Source organism: Acetobacterium fimetarium, from assembly GCF_014284475.1.
In the GTDB taxonomy this organism is placed as follows: Bacteria; Bacillota; Clostridia; order Eubacteriales; family Eubacteriaceae; genus Acetobacterium; species Acetobacterium fimetarium.
In genome coordinates this window covers 227,034-246,109 of record NZ_WJBC01000001.1, presented here as the reverse complement: position 1 = coordinate 246,109, position 19,076 = coordinate 227,034, and the positions used below count along the sequence as shown (strand labels likewise).

Annotated in this window: 17 protein-coding genes; 10 read left to right on the top strand and 7 right to left on the bottom strand. The window is 46.4% G+C overall.

Features of this window, described 5'->3' with window-relative positions; genetic code table 11:
* Nucleotides 1-82: 82 nt before the first annotated feature.
* Together GH808_RS01040 and GH808_RS01035 are read left to right on the top strand one after the other, a co-directional pair.
* Nucleotides 83-1,114 (top strand): YeiH family protein, encoded by a 1,032-nt coding sequence (locus GH808_RS01040; RefSeq protein WP_186840945.1) that lies wholly within the window; start codon nt 83-85, stop codon nt 1,112-1,114.
* 224 nt (nt 1,115-1,338) lie between these two features.
* Entirely contained in the window at nt 1,339-1,662 is a 324-nt protein-coding gene (locus GH808_RS01035; RefSeq protein ID WP_186840944.1) for a hypothetical protein, read from the top strand.
* A gap of 473 nt (nt 1,663-2,135) precedes the next feature.
* Here the strand turns inward: GH808_RS01035 and GH808_RS01030 are convergent, their stop codons facing one another.
* From GH808_RS01030 to GH808_RS01020, 3 genes are all read right to left on the bottom strand, one after another.
* Complete coding sequence (locus GH808_RS01030) at nt 2,136-3,479, bottom strand: MATE family efflux transporter (protein ID WP_186840943.1); 1,344 nt, start codon at nt 3,477-3,479, stop codon at nt 2,136-2,138.
* 95 nt (nt 3,480-3,574) lie between these two features.
* Nucleotides 3,575-4,141: a TetR/AcrR family transcriptional regulator gene (locus tag GH808_RS01025; RefSeq protein ID WP_186840942.1), complete on the bottom strand. Its 567-nt coding sequence runs from the start codon at nt 4,139-4,141 to the stop codon at nt 3,575-3,577.
* Between the two features lie 146 nt (nt 4,142-4,287).
* Nucleotides 4,288-5,184, bottom strand: coding sequence for a LysR family transcriptional regulator (locus GH808_RS01020; protein ID WP_186840941.1), 897 nt, complete (start codon nt 5,182-5,184; stop codon nt 4,288-4,290).
* Between the two features lie 142 nt (nt 5,185-5,326).
* Between GH808_RS01020 and GH808_RS01015 the strand changes: the two genes are divergently transcribed.
* From GH808_RS01015 to GH808_RS01000, 4 genes are all read left to right on the top strand, one after another.
* The gene (locus tag GH808_RS01015) at nt 5,327-6,280 is read left to right on the top strand and encodes a DMT family transporter (RefSeq protein ID WP_186840940.1); all 954 of its coding nucleotides are present in this window, start codon (nt 5,327-5,329) and stop codon (nt 6,278-6,280) included.
* Between the two features lie 252 nt (nt 6,281-6,532).
* Entirely contained in the window at nt 6,533-7,552 is a 1,020-nt protein-coding gene (locus GH808_RS01010) for a uroporphyrinogen decarboxylase family protein (protein WP_186840939.1), read from the top strand.
* A gap of 32 nt (nt 7,553-7,584) precedes the next feature.
* A complete protein-coding gene (locus GH808_RS01005; RefSeq protein ID WP_186840938.1) occupies nt 7,585-8,205 on the top strand; it encodes a GTP-binding protein in 621 nt (206 codons plus the stop codon).
* Nucleotides 8,202-8,675, top strand: a complete 474-nt coding sequence (locus GH808_RS01000; protein ID WP_186840937.1) for a hypothetical protein — start codon at nt 8,202-8,204, stop codon at nt 8,673-8,675. Before GH808_RS01005 ends, GH808_RS01000 begins: the two co-directional genes overlap by 4 nt.
* A 135-nt stretch (nt 8,676-8,810) precedes the next feature.
* Here the strand turns inward: GH808_RS01000 and GH808_RS00995 are convergent, their stop codons facing one another.
* The 4 genes from GH808_RS00995 to GH808_RS00980 are packed head-to-tail and all read right to left on the bottom strand — an operon-like array spanning nt 8,811 to nt 11,289.
* Nucleotides 8,811-9,446: an iron-sulfur cluster assembly scaffold protein gene (locus tag GH808_RS00995; protein WP_186840936.1), complete on the bottom strand. Its 636-nt coding sequence runs from the start codon at nt 9,444-9,446 to the stop codon at nt 8,811-8,813.
* Nucleotides 9,447-9,458: 12 nt separating this feature from the next.
* Nucleotides 9,459-10,622, bottom strand: a complete 1,164-nt coding sequence (locus GH808_RS00990) for a cysteine desulfurase family protein (protein WP_186840935.1) — start codon at nt 10,620-10,622, stop codon at nt 9,459-9,461.
* Nucleotides 10,623-10,634: 12 nt separating this feature from the next.
* The gene (locus GH808_RS00985) at nt 10,635-11,054 is read right to left on the bottom strand and encodes a DsrE/DsrF/DrsH-like family protein (RefSeq protein WP_186840934.1); all 420 of its coding nucleotides are present in this window, start codon (nt 11,052-11,054) and stop codon (nt 10,635-10,637) included.
* A gap of 13 nt (nt 11,055-11,067) precedes the next feature.
* Nucleotides 11,068-11,289 carry a sulfurtransferase TusA family protein gene (locus GH808_RS00980; protein ID WP_186840933.1) on the bottom strand — a complete coding sequence of 74 codons (222 nt, stop codon included), beginning with the start codon at nt 11,287-11,289 and terminating at the stop codon, nt 11,068-11,070.
* Nucleotides 11,290-11,603: 314 nt separating this feature from the next.
* On the opposite strand from GH808_RS00980, the gene GH808_RS00975 reads away from it, so the two are divergent.
* From GH808_RS00975 to GH808_RS00955, 4 genes are all read left to right on the top strand, one after another.
* Entirely contained in the window at nt 11,604-12,428 is an 825-nt protein-coding gene (locus GH808_RS00975; protein ID WP_186840932.1) for a DUF4391 domain-containing protein, read from the top strand.
* A 295-nt stretch (nt 12,429-12,723) separates the two neighbouring features.
* On the top strand, nt 12,724-15,807 hold the full coding sequence (locus GH808_RS00965) for a methyl-accepting chemotaxis protein (RefSeq protein WP_243166043.1): 3,084 nt from the start codon (nt 12,724-12,726) through the stop codon (nt 15,805-15,807).
* A 180-nt stretch (nt 15,808-15,987) separates the two neighbouring features.
* Complete coding sequence (locus GH808_RS00960) at nt 15,988-18,441, top strand: methyl-accepting chemotaxis protein (RefSeq protein ID WP_186840931.1); 2,454 nt, start codon at nt 15,988-15,990, stop codon at nt 18,439-18,441.
* 331 nt (nt 18,442-18,772) lie between these two features.
* Nucleotides 18,773-19,066: a hypothetical protein gene (locus GH808_RS00955; protein WP_186840930.1), complete on the top strand. Its 294-nt coding sequence runs from the start codon at nt 18,773-18,775 to the stop codon at nt 19,064-19,066.
* The last annotated feature ends 10 nt before the right edge of the window (nt 19,067-19,076 follow it).

The following is a 19,076-nucleotide window of genomic DNA, read 5'->3' as shown; positions in this document are numbered from 1 at the left end:
AAAAAATGTGGTAAATTGAGTTCTGTCGAAACGTTTAGAAAATTAAAAAAACAACTGGATCCAGATTTAAAATGGAGGATTTATGAATTTTATCAAGCAGAATTGGCAGGGCTTTTTTCTCTGTCTTGTCATTGCTATGCCAGCCTGGTTGCTCGGCAAGAATTATCCACTCATCGGAGGACCGATCATTGCGATCATCTTGGGAATGATTGCGTCATTGTTTATCAGAAATCGCAGTCGATTTGACTCAGGAATCCGTTTTGTTTCAAAAAAAATTCTTCAGTATGCCGTGATCCTGTTGGGGTTTGGACTGAACATTTTTGTCGTACTGGATACAGGCAGACAGTCGTTTCCAATTATTATTGCCACTATTTCGACTGCCCTCGCGATTGCTTTTATCCTGCAAAAAACCATGAACATGCCGCTAAATATCGCCACCCTGATTGGCGTTGGCTCCTCAATCTGCGGGGGCTCCGCGATTGCGGCGACTGCGCCGGTGATCGACGCGGATGACGGGGAAGTGGCGCAGGCGATTTCGGTTATCTTTTTTTTCAATGTGTTGGCGGCGATCTGCTTTCCGGCACTGGGGACTTGGCTCGGTTTTTCAACGACTAGCGGCAATGCCTTCGGAATTTTTGCTGGAACCGCCATTAACGATACGTCGTCGGTGACGGCAGCCGCCTCAACCTGGGACAGTCTGTATGGTCTTGGTTCGGCGACGCTGGATCAGGCGGTGACGGTAAAGCTGACGAGAACCTTGGCGATTATCCCCATTACACTCTTACTTGGCTTGTATCATGCGAAGGCAGAAAGTCATTCCAGTAATCAAAAAGTCAGCTTAACGAAAATATTTCCGACATTCATCCTTTTCTTTATTCTGGCTTCCGTGATTACCACGGTCGCAACCGCTCTGGGTACTCCAGCTTTCGTGTTTGCGCCAATCAAAGAAGTCAGTAAATTCTTCATCGTTCTGGCGATGGTGGCCATCGGGCTGAATACGGATTTGGTAAAACTGGTAAAAACGGGCAGGAATCCGCTGTTGATGGGGTTTGGCTGCTGGGTGGGTATAACCGCTGCCAGTCTTTTAATGCAGCATTTCCTGGGAATCTGGTAGAATCAACAGGCTTTTCTTTTATCAGAATTTTGGTTATAATGATCATTAAGAAATGTTTATCATTAATTGCAACTCCAGGGATGATGAAATGAGAACAGCATGCCGTTGAGATTGGTGAATACGCTGTTAATGATAATCTGATAGAGCAGTGCTTTTTAGGTAAACCGGAGGCGAAACTCATGGCAGTTTTGCAAATAAAAGTTCTGTTTTGAAAGGAGAAAAACATGATTCTCAAAATAAAAGAACTGAGAGGGAGAGGAAGACGACTGCGGGATGTTGATGCAGCGCTTAACGCCGAGGGGTTTTATCTGCCATGGGATGCAAAGAAGGTGAATGCCTTCTTTCGATATTCGAAAAAAGGCAAGAATACAGTCATCTGGCGGGACAAAGAGGGAAATGTGGTCAGCATTATCTTCATGATGGAAAATTTGAAGGATGATATTTATGATTCAACAATGAGTGTCTATGAAGCAGATTTTTTCACGATTGATGTCGTCAGCAGAAGCATCAAGAAGTTTTTACACGATAAAACAGATGATCCATTATAAAACAAGCGCAAGCTCAAAAGCCGAAAATGCTCCCGTTACCCGACCGGAGCATTTTCGGCTTTTGGAGTTTCAATATTGATGGCCCCAATCCGGCTTGATTATTTGCCAGACGGACAAGTCACTTTTCAATTGATCAAGTTCATTTACAAAGAAAATGAATATGATTGGAATCAATTGTTTTGGCTAGTTTAATACCCTTGTAAAGAAGTGTTGTAATTGCATGCTGATCAATGCCCAACATACGTGGGAGAATCCCGTTCACTAGAAAAACAATTTCATCAACTGAATCAGTCAGTTTCTAATATTAAAGATAGCATATTTTCAGAATAAGAACAAGAAAGATAAGAAAAAATTGAAATTAAATCAGAATTTAGTGTATTGTATCGCTTCGAAAAATAAAAAGGATACCCGCAGAAGCCAAAAAAAAGAGAAGGTGTATTACTTGAAAGTTAAACTGAACACCCATTTTTCAATCATGTCTGTTCAGTTTCATTTAGCGGACAGGCGGCAATTTTCTTGATCCATTTTTTGCTTTGCAGCCGATACGTACACCAGACGGATTTGATGATCTGATCAATTTTAAGAAAGGCGTAAATCCAGAATGCCGGCAAGTGCCAGACCAAACCCGCCAGTGCACCCAGCGGAATGGAAGCCACCCACAGGAAAATAATGTCGGCCACCATTAAAAAACGCGTGTCGCCGCCGCCACGCAGCACCCCTTTGGTTAAGATGCTGTTGGCTGATTGAAAGATAACGATGAAACCGATGGCAAACATCAGCTGATTCGTAATCTGACGGGTCTCTTCAGTAATGTTGTAGCAGCTGATCATCGGTTGACTGATAACCCAGATCAGGATGGCACCGACAACACCGACCGCAATGCCCAGATAGAGAAAGGTCACGCCCTGCTGCTGGGCTTTTTGCAGATCACCCCGACCCAGGGTGTGTCCGGTCATAATGGCACTAGCATTCGATATCCCCTGGATAAAAACCGTGCTGAGCTGTTGCGTGACAACGGTTATGGCATTGGCTGAAACAAAGCTCACACCCAGCCGGCCAATAACCATGGCCACGGCGCTGTTGCCAAAAGCCAGCAAGGAATCGCTGACCAATACCGGGATGGCCACAGCAAAATATTCCTTCGAAATATCGCTGCAGCGCATAAAGAGATGTCGGATGCGAAAAGCAATTTTCTGGTCGATAAAAAACAGGTAGCCGCAGATGAAGGTGAATTCAAAAATTCGGGCAATCAGCGTGGCGATGGCGGAACCCTCAATTCCCATTTGTGGTGCACCGAAATTTCCAAAAATCAGCAGATAGTTGAAAAAAAGATTGATTAAAAAGGCGCAAATGGACGAAACTAACGGCAGTTTCACCTGACCGACGCTGCGCAGAACAATGGTGGAGGTCAGAGACAGGCCAAGCAGGACGTAACAGGGAACCGACCATTTGAAAAACTTGACCCCGTATTCAATGATGGTCGAGTCGGTGGTATAGACGCTCATGATCATGGCCGGTGCGAAAATCGTCAGCAAGGAAAAAACGAGACTGAGTGCCAGGCAGATGCGCAGCATGATGGCAACCGACTTTTTGAGAGATGCCAAATCCTGCATTCCCCAGAAACGCGATGTCATCACGGAGGCACCCATGCCGATGCCCATGCAGCAGATCTGAAAGATCATGATAAACTGATTGGCAAGGGAGGAGGCGGACAACTCCATTTCGCCGAGGGCGCCAACCATGATCGTAGATGTCATATTGACACCGATGGTGATCAGGCTCTGCATTGTGATGGGGATGGCAATGGCGGCCACCATTTTATAGAATGATTTTTCTTTGATTATATGACTGATTTTTCTACCTCCATATATTTTTCACTTTGCATATTTTTCAGACGGCCATTAGCTGCCTGTCAATGATAACGGTTGAGAATGAAACAATATCCGGCGATCATTTTCTGATAGCTTTGATCGATATTTGCATCAGGACTGCGAAAAAAACCGGCTTCTTCCATTTCCACAAATCCGTGCATGGCGCTGCGGAAGCCTCTGGAAAGATGGATCATTTCGGATTCGTTCAGCGCATATTGCCTGAAAACGCGGATGATCGGCTCGACCACCTTGAATCCTGATTCTTTCAAATCGGCATCATCCGACGAACGCAGCTTAATTACGGCTTTGTATAACTCAGGATTTTTTTGGGCATAGTCCCGATAAGCCACGGCCAGACACATCAGCGCGTCATCTTTTTCTTTTTGCGCAATGGCGGCTTCGAGAATATGATTCAACTGGCTGACTGCCAGCAGTGAAATTTTTGAATTGACTTCACGGATGCCTTCAATATGATTGTAAAGCGAAGCAGTCTTCACTCCAAGCTTTGTTGCCAGCTCATTTAAAGAAAAATGGTCATAGCCTTTTTCTTCAACCAGCCTGGCTGCTGCAGCGATGATGATTTCTGAATCCAAACCTTTTCTTGCCAATGGCTGATCTCCTTTACTAAAACTAATGGTATTAGTTTTAGTCTAAATCAATCATTTGGTTTTGTCAAATCATTTAATTGTAAACACGATTAGAATTATTGCATCAGTGTTTTGTTGGTGTGGCATGTTGCCGTGTCGGCAGTATGCTATAAAGTCAGATGATCAAACAGACTGATAAACGCTTTGCTGCTTAAAGACAGTGTATTCGGATTGCTGATCAGAGAAATACGCCTTTTGGGAATGACGCTGTTTATCTTCAGATGAAAAACGTCCCCGGCTTCGATATCATCAGATACAACGATATTGGGAATGAAACCGATGCCGAAATTTTGCATGACCAACATCCGGATCAGTTCATGCGAATCAAGTTCCACGTCGGCATCCCAGTCAATTTTATGATCCAGCAGAAAGCGCGTGAGAAAGCTTCGTGTCATGGTCCCTTTCTCAAGACAGATCAGGGGATAAGACTTCAGCTCTTCCAGCGATAACGGCTGGTTTTTTAAATGAGCATACTCCGGTCCGGCGACGAAAATATCCTGTATTTTATCAAGGGCATTCTGAAAAAAAGGCTTTTCAACCCGGATATCATCGTTCACAACCAGAACCGCGAAATCCAGAAGACCTTCGGTTAGCAGTTTCATGATTGCCGGGGTGTTACTGTTTGATATTTTTATTTTGATATTCGGATACCGCGCCCTGAATTCTTTCAGATAAGGCATGATGAAATGATGCAGCGTTGTTTCACTGGCGCCAATTGTGATGGTACCGGCCATCAGGTGTTTGGCGTTTTCCAGCTGTTGTTCCGCTTCAAAAATATGCTCGCAGGCCAGCGCGATATGCGAATAAAGCTGTTTTGCTTCGGGTGTCATGATGACACCTTTTTTTGTCCGTAAAAACAAGCTGCAGTCCAGTTCCTTCTCCAGTGACTGGATATAATGGCTGATTGTCGGCTGGGTTAAAAACAGTTTTTTGGCCGCAGCGGTGATGCTGCCGGCGGTGGCAACATAATAAAAAACTTTGTAATATTCAAAATTGACAGACATGAACGCCTCCTCAAAGGATTATTGATATATAGAAAATATCGATGGATAACATATAACATAACAATTATATATATATTACATCTTCTGTTATAATACGGTTTGTGCTATAAAGCAATCTTTATTATGAAAAGGAATTTATTTTATGAAAAAATTAATCGGCTATATCATTGCGGCAACATTCTTGTTCAGCACCATGGAAATCGTGTTGAAATCCATATCGGGCCAGTTTAATCCTGTCCAGCTTACTTTTACCCGCTTTTTAATCGGCGGCATCGTGCTGCTGCCATTTGCACTGCGCACTCTGAAATCGAAAGGGTTGAAAATGAACATCCGTAAAATGATGCCGTTTGCGTTTTACGGTTTTATCGGCATCGTCGTCAGCATGACCTTATATCAGCTGGCGATTGCCTATACGGAAGCATCGATCGTGGCAGTTCTCTTCAGCAGTCAGCCGGTTTTCGTCCTGATCTTATCGTATTTGCTGCTGAAAGAACAGATCAGCGCCAATAACGTGATTGCTTTTCTATTCGTCATCATTGGAATCATCTGCATCATCAACCCTTTCAATACAAAGTTGAGTGTTGTCGGCATTATCTTAGCGCTTCTGTCAGCCATCCTTTTCGCCCTTTACGGTGTCTGCGGCAAGAAACCGAGCAATGAATACGGTGGCCTGACAACGACCTGTTTCAGTTTTCTATGGGGCGCCTCAGAAATGATTCTTGCGGCACTGGTCACACATATTCCGGCTGTATCCGGAGCCCTTGTCAATGCCGGCTTTGCGAATTTTGCCGCCATTCCCTTTTTCAGCGGATACAGCATTCAGGCTCTGCCATCTTTGATTTATGTCTGTGTCGGTGTGACCGGCATTGGTTTTGCCTGCTATTTCATGGCAATTGAGAAATCTTCCGCCAGCACAGCCTCGCTTGTCTTTGTCTTCAAGGCAGCCCTTGCGCCGGTTCTGGCATTTCTGATTCTTGGTGAACAAATCCCCGCGAATAAACTGCTGGGAATTCTGCTGATCCTGCTGGGTTCGGTTATTAATCTTCTGCCGGTGCTGTTAAGAAAAATTAAGAAGGTGCCGCTTCTGGAAAAATGAAAACATTTGAAAGATCCTTTTGAAAAAATTAAATTGGTATAATTTAGATGCTATCAAAACACGCATAAATTAAAAAATTGATTGGCGAGATGACGAAAACTGATTAAATTGGAATGAAAGATTGAAGAAAACTGACGTAACTGCAAAAATGAAAACGGTATATTGTAAATATAATTATTTTTACTAATTCCTTGACAAAGTGCGCAATGAATATTAAACTTATTTAAAATCACACAAATAAGGAGAAGAATCATGACAGCACATTTAACTCAGAAAGAAAACTTTTTACGCGTTGCCCGTGGCGAAATGCCGGAATATGTACCGGTGTCAACATTTTTCGGGATGGAAGCAGCACCGCTGTACACAATGGCTGATCCCAGCATACTGGGTAGCTTCAGAGGTCCCGGCGGGGGAAAAGACCCCTGGGGTGTTACCTATGTTACCGGTGAAGAGATTAATTTTGCAGCGCTTCCAAAACCAAATGATTTTATTCTGACCGATATAACCAAATGGCGGGACGTGATCAAAGCACCGGATTACACGGGATTTGACTGGGAGGCTGCGGCCAGAGCAGACCGAAAAAAATATGTCCAGGATCCGGACAAAACCGCTTTTGTACTCGGTGGTTTTGCGGACCTGTTCCAGCAGTTCATCGGATTTATGGGATTTACGGAAGGGCTCTGCGCCATCTACGAAGAACAGGAAGAAGTTGAAGAACTCTTTGACTATATGCTGGAACACTCGCTTTACATTACCAAGAACCTGCTGCATTACTATAAGCCTGAAGGCTATTATCTGCTGGATGACACCGCATCAAAACTCAATCCCTTCATATCGCCAAAACTGTTTGAGGAAATCCTGGTGCCGCGCTATAAGAAATGTCTGGATCTGGTCAGGGATGAGGGCATTCCGATTTTTTATCATAACTGCGGCAGATGCGAAGACCTGATGCCATCAATGGTTGACATCGGTGTAAACGTTTGGGACCCGGCACAAGTACAGAATGATCTCGTTGGAATGAAGCATAAGTATGGACGAAAACTTGCGATCAACGGCGGGTTTGAATATACAATGCCGAGTACATGGCCGGTCGTGGATGAAGAGGAAGTACGACAAAGGGTACGTGATACTTATGCGCAACTTGCCCCGGATGGTGGTTTTATCTTCAATGGCATGATGACGTCGCTTGACTTTGGAAATCCCACCGTACAGGAAGTCAACGGCTGGATTCTGGATGAGGCCAAAAAACTCAGTACAACGGTATACAATTAGAACATTCCAAATAAAAAAATCAGGTGAATAAAATGAAAATTATTGTTCTGGGCGGATTTTTGGGATCAGGAAAAACCAGTGTTGTCATCCAACTGGCAAAATACATCGCCGGCAGCAACCCCGAGAACGCTGCAAAAGTTGTCATCCTGGAGAATGAGATCGGGGAAGTCAGCGTTGATGACAAGCTACTGAAAAATACCGGCTACAAAGTGGAAAATCTGTTTTCGGGCTGCGTCTGCTGCACGATGTCTGGAGAACTGGTCTTCGGTCTGCGAAAAATCATCGCGGAGATGAATCCGGAGATCATCATCATGGAGGCGACCGGCGTGGCCTATCCGGATATTATCAGGAAGACGATCGTTCAGTGCGTGCCGGAAGTTGACTGCGGGGTCGTCTGTGTGACCGACGCCAAGCGCTGGAAAAGGTTGCTGCGACCGATGGAAATGCTGCTGAAAGACCAGCTTGATGTAGCCGATGTTATTCTGGTCAATAAAGTGGACATGGTCGATGAGGGGACCCTGGCTGAAGTTGAAGCATCGATTCGGACCTTCAACAACAGTGCGCAGTTTTTCCGCGTCAGCGCTGCCGGGATGATCGGGTACGACGTATTTGATGCCATGCTGGGCAAGGCAAAAAGGAGTGAGTCAATTTGAAAAGCGAACAGGTCAAACATCACGAACATGATGAAAACTGCGGCTGCGGGTGCCATGATGAGCATCATCATGACCATCACTGCGAACCGGAACACCATCATGAGTCAGAGCATCACCATCATCATGAACACAAACCCATTACGGTCACAACCCACGATATGAGCATTGTCGGCTCGTACACCTTCCGTATTGAAAAATCCTATCAAGAAGCGGCAGCGATTCTTGATGGTTTACTGAAACAAGTGGCAAAAGAAGTGGTCAGCCGCGGCGGCATCATTGGGCACATCAAGGCGGTTCTGGCATCGGAAGGGGAAAGCTGTATGATTTCGATTACGGAAGAGGAATCAAACAAACGCGATGTCAAAGCATCGTCCTGCAAAGTTGAAGGGGTAGCCATCGTATTCTGTGTCGAACCGGAGCAGCTCGAAGGCATCCTCACCGAGGCGTTTAAGGCGTATATCAACCAGTAACGTTTGCGAACAGTTACGGTCAGTTTCGCACGAACCAATAGCCGCTCGAATGGACCAGTGAACGTCCATTCGCAGCGGCTCTTTTTAGGGTTAAGGCGCTTACTCCGAATCCGGTCTTCGGACCATGATTATGAATCAGTCAGTGAATTCAACAACGGCCTTGTCGATATCCCAGAGCGACTCAATCTTTTCAATGGCATCTTCCTTGATGGAATTGGCGAACTGATGATCGGCCGGCAGGTCGATCAGGATGCGGACGACGCCATCCTTGATTTCAATTTCCTTGACCAGATGCGTGGCCACCATGTCCAGTCCCTTGATCGGATTCATGACTTTCTTAAGGCGTTTTCGGACGATTTCTTCGGTGGTGACTTCTTTACTGGTGATCAGGCCATGTTTTTCTTCATAGTTGAGAATCGCAGACCGCAGGACTTCCACCGCCAGCACCGAGCAGTGGGCCTTGATTTTCGGCAGCCCGCCCAAGGCATCCGAAGCTTCTTTCCAGGTGATTTTCTTCGCTTCTTCTATCGTTTTGCCCTTGGCCAGTTCGGTGATAATGGATCCGGTTGCGATATTTGAAGCGCAGCCGTAGGATTCAAATTTGATGTCGGTGATGATTTTTGTTTCCGGGTCCACCATGAGGTACAATGAAACCATGTCGCCGCAGGCGGGGCTGCCTTCCGTGGCTTTGCCGTCGGGATTCTCGATTCTTCCAGTGTTCCTGGGATTTTTGAAATGTTCCAGAACAATATCATTGTATGGACTTGGCATTTTTAGTTCCTCCTATTCTTTGCCCAAAGAGCTGAATTCTCTTAATGCGGCCACTACTTTTGTCAGGGTCTCAACAACAAAGATGATCTCATCGATGGTGTTAAACCGCCCAATTGTCATGCGAATGGAACCATGAGCCCGTTCATGATCGCCGCCAATTCGCATGATCACATGACTGGCTTCCAGCGATCGGCTGAAACAGGCCGAACCAGTGCTTACCGCAATGCCATACATGTCAAGGTGCAGCGTGACGGATTCCCCTTCCACATAACTAAATGAGATATTGGCATTTTGAGGCGTTCTTTTAGTGGGATGGCCATTCAATTTCACGTGGGGTATTTTTTCAAACACCAGTTCAATTATTTTATCACGCATCTCTTTGAGATGAAGGTTCTCTTCCGGGGTCACCAGCTCGATAGCTTTGGCGAATCCCACCGCCCCGGGAATGTTATCCATGCCGCCACGCAGATCAAATTCCTGAAAACCGCCATCCATTATTTTGGCGATGTGCGTTTTATTCCGAATATAAAGCCCGCCGATGCCTTTTGGCCCATGAATCGTGTGCGCCGATACCGTTACCAGATCCACGGGTATTTCGCTGACATCCAGAGGGACTCTGGCAAAGGTATGCGTGGCATCGGTATGAAAAAGAACGCCTTTTTCATGACATAGGGTAGCAATGGCTTTAATATCCTGGATGGTGCCGATTTCCTGATTGCCATGCTGGATGGAAACGAGGATCGTTTCATCGGTTATCAATTCCCGCAGGGTATCCAGATTGACGAAGCCATCTTCGTCGACATCAAGGTAGTCAACCGTAAACCCTTCTTTTTCCAAGGTTCTGGCACTGTATAGGACCGGAAAATCTTCGATTTTTGATACAATCAGGTGCTTGCCTTTTTTTTCACCCAGCGCCTTCGCAACCCCTTTGAGCGCTAAATTGCTCGATTCGGTGCTGCCTGATGTGAAGATGAACTCTTTTTGATCCGCGCCCATAAATGCTGCCAGTTTCCCGCGGGCCTCCTCCATCGCGTCGCGGGCTTCTACCCCGCTGGAATAGCCGAATTCTGAAGTGGCCACAGAATAGGTTTTAAAAAAGTAGGGCATCATTGCTTCCAGAACGGCCTCGTCAAGCCTGGTTGCCGAAGCGTTATCCAGGTAATATGATTTTTCCATGCTTTTCCTCCTTTAAATAAACAACGTGATTGCTGAATTTCTGGCTTCCTGTATGTAGGTACCAACAGCGCCGTATTCATCGATATATTTTTCTTCAAGATCTGCCCGAGTAAGCCCCATGATATCCATCGTCATTTCGCAGGCGATGATTTTTCCGCCCAATTCCTTGAAATCGGCCATCAGCCGTTCCAGCGAGGCGACGTTGTTTTTTTTCATTCGTCCCAGCATCATCTTTTTACCCAAACCCAGAAAGTGCATTTTTGACAGCGGACCGCTATTCAATCCGCCTTTCTTGAGACGCAGCAGGCCCCAGAAAGTGAAGTATAGCGATACTTCCATGCCCATCGCCAGTGATCCGTTGGATACGATCAGCGCACTGTACAGTTTGTCCATATCGCCACTTTGAACAATGATGGTTGTTTTGTCAGCCAATTGAAGAACCTCCTTATCTTTGAATCTTGATCGTCCAGGTTTTGTCATTGTCTTCAATGCCAAGCACTGCCAGCGATAATGCCTCCGCGGCCATGGGTATTTCTTTTTTCGATGCCGCATTATCGCCGGTGATCGCGATGACATCACCGGGCTGTGCTTTTTTGACTGCCTTTCTCATTTCAACCAAGGGAACCGGACAGGTTTCTCCTCTCACATCCACATGTATTTCAGCCATCTTAAAACCTCCTTGTCTGAATTATAATCAATTGTGAGTCAGCTTTGCTGCCAGTTTACGCGAAACTATTTTTTCGTTCCTATAATAGATACCCAGATATGTGAAAGTTAATGCGAAATTAATCATTTTATAAAAAAAAACGGCGGCGGCAGAAGATCGGAATTAAGGAAGGCATGCGGCAGTCACTGCCAGGAAAAATACCTAAATAATTTAACGATCCAGCCGATGATTATAATAGTAACAGACAGCGGTTTAAAAACCGTTGCATGAAAACGCGGGGTGCTAAGAGATCAGGCATCCGATCAGTTCAGTAATTGAAATGTAAGAAAGGTAACGGTGATGGCATGATCAGGCTGCCGGCAAGCACTGAGGTTAATAAATCAATTCCCAAAGAAATTTTGTCGAAATATCTGAATAAATCCGGCGTATTGACCAGACCGTTCAACGATGAAATTATCAGCATGGTCTGGACGCATCGGCTTTCGCCGGAGACCATGGCGGTCAGGCGGGGAAAAAATGTTGCCGAAATAGCGGTCATCGAGATCATTTTGAAACGGCAGGCAAACAGTCAGATGCTGTTTGAAATTCTGAACCGGGAAATCGATCATTTCACGGTCTTTATTGTCCGCTACGAAGAATGGGGGCAGCTCTGGTGCGGCAGCAGAGAAACCGGCAACAGCACCGATGAATGGTCGCTTAAAACCTATAGTCAGACCAGCTGGATGCCCTACGAGGAATTGGTGCTGAATGTCCAGGGACCGGATCTGGATCAGATCTATAAAAATTTCATCATGCAGATTACCGGCGTTCCCGTCCCGCTGGACCACGCGGCCTGGGTGATGGCGGACGAAATAACAGCGGTGACCGAACCGGACTCCGAAACTGCAGACAGACTGGAAAAACTGACAGCCGCTGCCAGTGAACTGGAAAACCAGCTTGACCATGAAACGACATTCAACCGGCAGCTGCAGCTCATGCGCGAGCTGCGCAGTGTGAAAGCGGAAATGCAGATGCTCCAGTCAGCAAAGACGAAAGCGGCGGAAGTATTTCAACCGGAAATGGAAGGGCTGCCGCTGGACAATCTCGAAAGAATCAAAGTCATGTTTCCCAATGTTGTGATTAAAATGGAAGAGGGATAAAAGCCGAATAAAAAGAAAAATAGAACTGCCGAGCAGTTCTGTTTTTTTGGGGTGCGCAGATATCGTAATCGTTAACGATTATTCAATTTGATATGGACAATATAAAGAAACGGGAATATAATGAATTGTATTTATATAGACAGGTAGAGATAATATTTCAAAATCAGGGGAGGTGCTGAAATCGCAAAAAAACGCATTTTATGTTTTTACTGGTTGGTTTTATTTGGTCGAGAGCTGAATAAACAGAGTGATTCAGGAAATCAACATGAAAATCAAGATAAGGAGTCAGAATTAAATGGATGAAATGGAAACAAGCGTGAAGCAGCCAGAAAGCAGGACAATGGATAAAGCAAAAAGGCAGAATAATCTGAAATTGACGGGAAAAATCGTCTTTTTCAATCTGATGCTTCTAGCGATTGCCGTCGTCGTTTTGGGATTGATATCATATACGATCGGTTCGAATGCGATTTCAACCCAGTCAAATCAGGCGGCACAGCAATATGCGACTGAAGGTGCTTCTCATATCGGGGCAATTATCAGCGGGAATCTCGCAACCCTGGCTGAAGTTGCGAAACGACCGGGTCTTGAGACAATGGATTACGCAACGGCGCAGACCATCGTGTCCGGGGACGCAACGGCGCTCGGCTATCAGGATATCGCCATCATGGATCTGAATGGGCATGCAAAATATATCGTTGGCGGCGGCGAGTTTGACTCCTGGGGCGAATATTGGTACAACGCAGGATTCAAGGGAGATAAGGCTATTTCAGATGTTGCGATCAGCAAGGTGACAAAACTACCGGTGGTCTTTGATGTTGCACCGATAAAAAGCAATGGCCAGGTGGTCGGCCTGCTGGTCGGTCGACGCGATCCGACTTTTCTGAAAGACACAACCAACGCTTTGGGCGATGGCAAAGTCAAATTCGGCCTTGTTGTCAATTCAGATGGTGGCATGATGGCCTATCCTGACGACCAGGTCATTCTGGATCAGGTCAATATTTTTAAAGATCCGCAAAACGATCAGACCTGGGGAAGTTTGGGAACAGCGCTGCAGGCGTTGGGAACCGGAAAAACAGGTGAAATCACCTACCAATATGAAAATAAGACAAAAGTCGGAGCTACGGCGCCGATTCCCGGAACGACATGGACCCTCATCGTTACCGAAGATCAAAGCAATGTGATGACGCCGGTTGCGGCACTGATGAAGACGATCATTTTCGCCTCTCTGCTTGTGTTCCTGATTGGCGCAGCGGCATCCTATTATCTACTGGCCAGACGCATTTCCGCACCGATCATCAGACTGAGTAAAACCGCCAAAGAGCTGGCACTTGGTGACACTGATGTGGAAGTGGAATCGGTCGGAAATGATGAAATCACCCAATTGGCGGATGCCTTCATTGAAATGACTGCAAACAGAAAACTTCAGGCCCAGGCGGCGCAGCGATTGGCCGAAGGTGATTTTACCGTCGAAATTGAACCGATGTCGGAAAAAGATGTGCTGTCCCATTCGCTCAATGCTGTCATCAAAGAAATGAACAAAGTGTATGACGGGGTCAGGAATGTCGAAAAATCAACAATTGAAGGGCATTGGGATTACAAAGAAAACATCGACGATTACAAGGGCAAGTACAAAGATTTTATCATCGGATTGAATTCCGTCATCAATGCCTTCAAAAAACCGTTGAAGGTTGCCAACAAATCGATTGAGCGAATTGGTGAAGGGCGGATTCCGCCCAAGATCACGACAGAATACAAGGGCGATTTCAATGGCCTGAAAAAGAACATCAATGCCTGCGTCGACGGATTAAATGCCTTGAAAGAGGGCAATGAAGTGCTGGCATTGATGAGCCAGAATGATTTCGCTGTGAAAATCGAGGGAAATTACCAGGGGATTTACGCCGAGATAGCGGATTCCATCAACCACGTTCATGACAAGCTGGTGCATATCGTTGGGATTGCCGATCACATTGCAACGGGGGACATGAGTGATCTCGATCAGCTGCAGTCAGAGGGAAAACGAAGTGAAAATGATCAACTGGTGCCAAGTCTCATCGCCATGATTGAAAACATCGCCATGCTGGTTGAGGAAACCGACAAAATGGCGGAAACTGCCATTAAAGGCAATCTGAACAACCGCGGCGATGTCAGCCGGTTCCCGGGGGAATATGCAAAAGTCATCGAAGGCTTCAACAATACCCTGGACGCGATTATCGCGCCGGTTAACGAAGCATCCCGGGTCCTGAAGGAGTTGTCCCAGGGAAACCTGGATATCATTATGGAAGGTGATTTCAAGGGACAAAACGGCATGATCAAACGGGATATGAATAAAACCATCGATTTCCTGAAGCGTTATGTCAATGAAATCTCCACGACGCTGGAAGAAATCAGCAAAGGCGATTTCAGTCAGGAAATTACCGATGAGTATCTTGGCGATTTTGTCAACATCAAACTGGCCATCAATGAGATTACAACACGTTTAAGCCAGACCATGTTCGAAATTGACAATTCGGCCGAGCAGGTTGAAGTCGGAGCCAGCCAGATATCCGACGGCGGACAGGCACTTTCTCAGGGTACAACCGAACAGGCCGGTTCCATTCAGGAACTCACCGCTACCATCGAAGAAGTTTCCAGAGAAACAAAACGGAATGCGCAAAGTGCCAATGAAGCCAATGAACGCACCCACGGCGTTCGCGCCAACGCAGATATCGGCAACGAGCAGATGACAAAAATGGTTGCGGCGATGGCAGAGATCAACGAATCATCCAAAAACATTTCAAAGATCATTAAAGTGATTGACGATATCGCCTTCCAGACCAACATCCTGGCTCTGAATGCAGCGGTTGAAGCGGCGCGGGCAGGACAGCACGGAAAAGGCTTTGCCGTTGTGGCTGAAGAAGTTCGGACGCTGGCAAAACGCAGTGCTGAAGCGGCGCAGGAAACAACCGGGCTGATTGAAGGCTCGATTAACAAGGTGGAGACCGGATCGAAAATCGCCAATGAAACAGCCGAAAGCCTGATGAAAATACTCAAAGAAATCGAAAAAGTAACGGATCTGGTGGGCAGCATCGCCCAGGCTTCCAATGACCAGGCTGCTGAAATTGCTCAGGTGACGCAGGGAATCGAACAGGTTTCCGTGGTCGTACAGACAAACTCGGCAACGGCGGAACAGAGCGCAGCATCCAGTGAAGAACTTTCCAGTCAGGCGCAGATACTCAAAGCCATGATCGGACAATTCCAGCTAAAAAAGGATGGCAGCGGTGAAAAGCAAACTGGCAGCTCGTCTGTTTCAGTACCGCAAAGCGATCCACAAAGATCTGAGGCTCACGCTGAACCGCAAATCATACTGGATGATTTTGATATGGGAATGGACAAATACTAGAATTATAAATGACAATCTGTTCAAGTTGATGAACAATCATCAGATCGCCAATTGCTGATATTTTGCAATTGGCGGTCTTTTTTTTGTGTTTTTTTTCGGTTAATGATATTAATATGATTAATGCATATGAGCAGGGGTATATAGTTGAAAACAGAAATTCAGAGGAATTAAAGGAGAAGAATGATGAAGAGTAAAAGTTTTGTATCAAAACTGTTATTGACGATTGGGCTGCCGGTTGCAGTCGTTTTGATTGCGGCGATCAGCGTCTCATTGTACGTGGTTAATCAGACGGTCTCCGATGGCAGCGAGCTGGCATCAGTTCAGAACAGCATGCTGCTGATATTTGGAATTGGACTGGTGATTACGGTTCTGGTGATTGTTTTCGCAGCAAAAGGGATTTCGCATAAGATTGCGCATCTTGCTGAAATGACCGGTAGGCTGGCCCGGGGGGATATCGATGTTGCGCTGAATCCGGAGGCTCAAAATGCCGGTGATCAGCTGGACGAACTGAGCATCGGGCTTTTTGCCATTGCCGAGAATATCAAATATCAGTCGCAGGCGGCCAGGAAGATGGCGGATGGCGATTTGGCAGTTGAGATTCTGCCGATTTCCGACAAGGATCTGCTGGGAAACAGTCTGGTGTCGATAAGAAATTCCGCCAGCCGGTTTAAGAACGATACAGCCATGCTGGTTGACCTGGCAAAGAAAGGCATTTTCGACAAATCGGATGAAGCGAAAGATCTGCCGGGAGATTTCCGAACGGCGATTTTAAGCGCCAACGAAGTCATGAAAATCATCGTGGATAAAATAGAATGGTATGAGGCTATTCTCGACGCAATTCCATTCCCGGTCCACGTCATTGACAATGACATGAACTGGGTCTTCCTGAACAAAACATTCGCGGATCTGATGATTGCCAACGGCGTCGTCAAAAACCGCGACGAAGCTTGCGGCATGCCTTGCGGCAGTGCGAATGCCAGTATCTGTAACTCCGAAGCCTGTGGTATCAGACGGCTGGTTGATCAGGGCCTGACCGACAGTTACTTTGAATGGGTCGGCCGACACAACAAGCAGGATACCGCATACCTGACAAACAAAAAAGGTGAAAAGATCGGTTATGTGGAAATCGTCACCGATTTGACATCGATTATTTCCGTCAGCAACTACACGAACCAGGAAGTCAAAAGACTGGCACATAATCTGGTGAAATTGGCCAAAGGCGATCTGGATTTCGATATGAATATCCAGGCCGCCGGCGAATACACCGCGGAAGTCTGCGCACAGTTTACCGAAATCGGCCGGGATCTTGAACTGGTCAAACGATCAATCGGGCACCTGATTGACGATGCCGCCCTGATTACCAATGCAGCCATCGCCGGAAAACTCGAGGAACGGGCTGATGAAACCAAGTTTGAGGGATCCTGGAAGACCCTGATTGGCGACATGAACAATATTCTGGTGGAAGTGGCCAAACCGATCAGGGAAGTCGCTGAAGTCATGGATGCGATTTCCAACGGCAATCTGCGTGTCAGCGTCAACGGCGACTATGCCGGCGAATTCGATGAGCTGAAGCATTCCGTCAACAATACCGCCAATGGCTTGAAGATTATCGTTGGCGAAATTTCCGACGTCACCGGAAAAATCGGCGACGGCAATCTCAATATTGAAAATGTACAGTCCTTCGGAGGCGACTTCATCGACATATCCAATGCCTTGAACACCATCATCGACTCTCTTAACGAGTTGCTCGGTGAGATCAATGAAGCGGCCATTCAGGTCAATGCCGGCGCAACTCAAGTCGCCGACGGCAGCCAGTCTCTGGCTCAGGGCTCCACGGAACAGGCCAGCTCGATCCAGGAACTGACTGCTTCCATTACCGAAATTGCGGATCAGACCAAGAACAATGCGACGGATGCGAATAAAGCTCAGGAACTGTCCACAAACGTCAAGGAAAATGCCGCCATCGGTAATGCCCAGATGACCGATATGCAGAATGCCATGGTAGAAATCAACCAGTCATCCGAGGATATCTCGAAAATCATCAAAGTCATCGATGACATCGCTTTCCAGACCAACATCCTTGCCTTGAACGCAGCGGTTGAGGCAGCACGGGCCGGACAGCACGGCAAAGGCTTTGCCGTGGTTGCCGAAGAAGTCAGGACTCTGGCAGCGCGCAGCGCCGAGGCGGCCAAAGAGACCACGCTGATGATTGAAGGCTCGATCAACAAAGTGCAGCAAGGGACCAAAATTGCCGATCAAACGGCATCGGCCCTGACGGACATTGTCGATGGCATCGCGAAAGTGACCGATCTGGTCGTCAACATCGCCAAAGCTTCAAACGAACAGGCGACGGGAATCTCCCAGGTGAATACAGGGATTGAACAGGTGGCAATGGTGGTTCAGAACAATTCAGCCACGGCGGAAGAGAGCGCCGCGGCCAGTGAAGAACTGACCGGTCAGGCAGAACTGCTCAGAGAAACCATCGGACAGTTCAAGCTGCGAAAAGCGGGAGCTAAAAGCACATCACGAAAGAGCACAACTCCGGCCGCTTCAAAACCGGAACGATCGGCCGGCCATGCCCAGCCGCAGATCATTCTCGACGGCTTTGATATGGACGCGTCGGACAAATATTAACATTCAAGCAGAACAGGAAAAGAGGAAACCATCTTCATCGAGGGTTTCCTCTTTTTAATTGAGCCGATTTTTTTATCTGACAGGGCTTCAAAAAGTCGGCCGCAAGTGTAAAATTGCTCAGAAAATCAATGCCATATGAACTGCCACAGATTGACAGACAATATAAAATGGCATATAATGTGTGAAAATAATTTCGATAGCATATCTTGTGTTTTTGAAGATACCGGAGGAATGCCGCAATAGGATGATGAAAATAGGGATAACGACATCTAAAAAAACTCACACTTGATTTGACATATTTGATGTAAAAGAGTAAAAGCCGGAGAATAAGATGATGAAGAATTTTAAGAAAAAAATGAAAACACTACAAGGCAGCGGAAAACGGCTGCGAGATCTGGATGCCTTCTTTAATGTGGAAGGATTCTATTTCAATTGGAACACCGAAGAAATGGATGCGTTCTTCAGGAATGCTCAGGACGAGATGCGTACGCTTCGCTGGCAAAATGAAAACGGTAGCACCGTTTATCTGATCATCACCGTGGACGAACTGAAACGGGATATCTATGATTCGACACTGAATGTGATGGCGACTGAGTATCTGTCGTTTGGTGACAAGCAGGCCTGACAAAACCGAT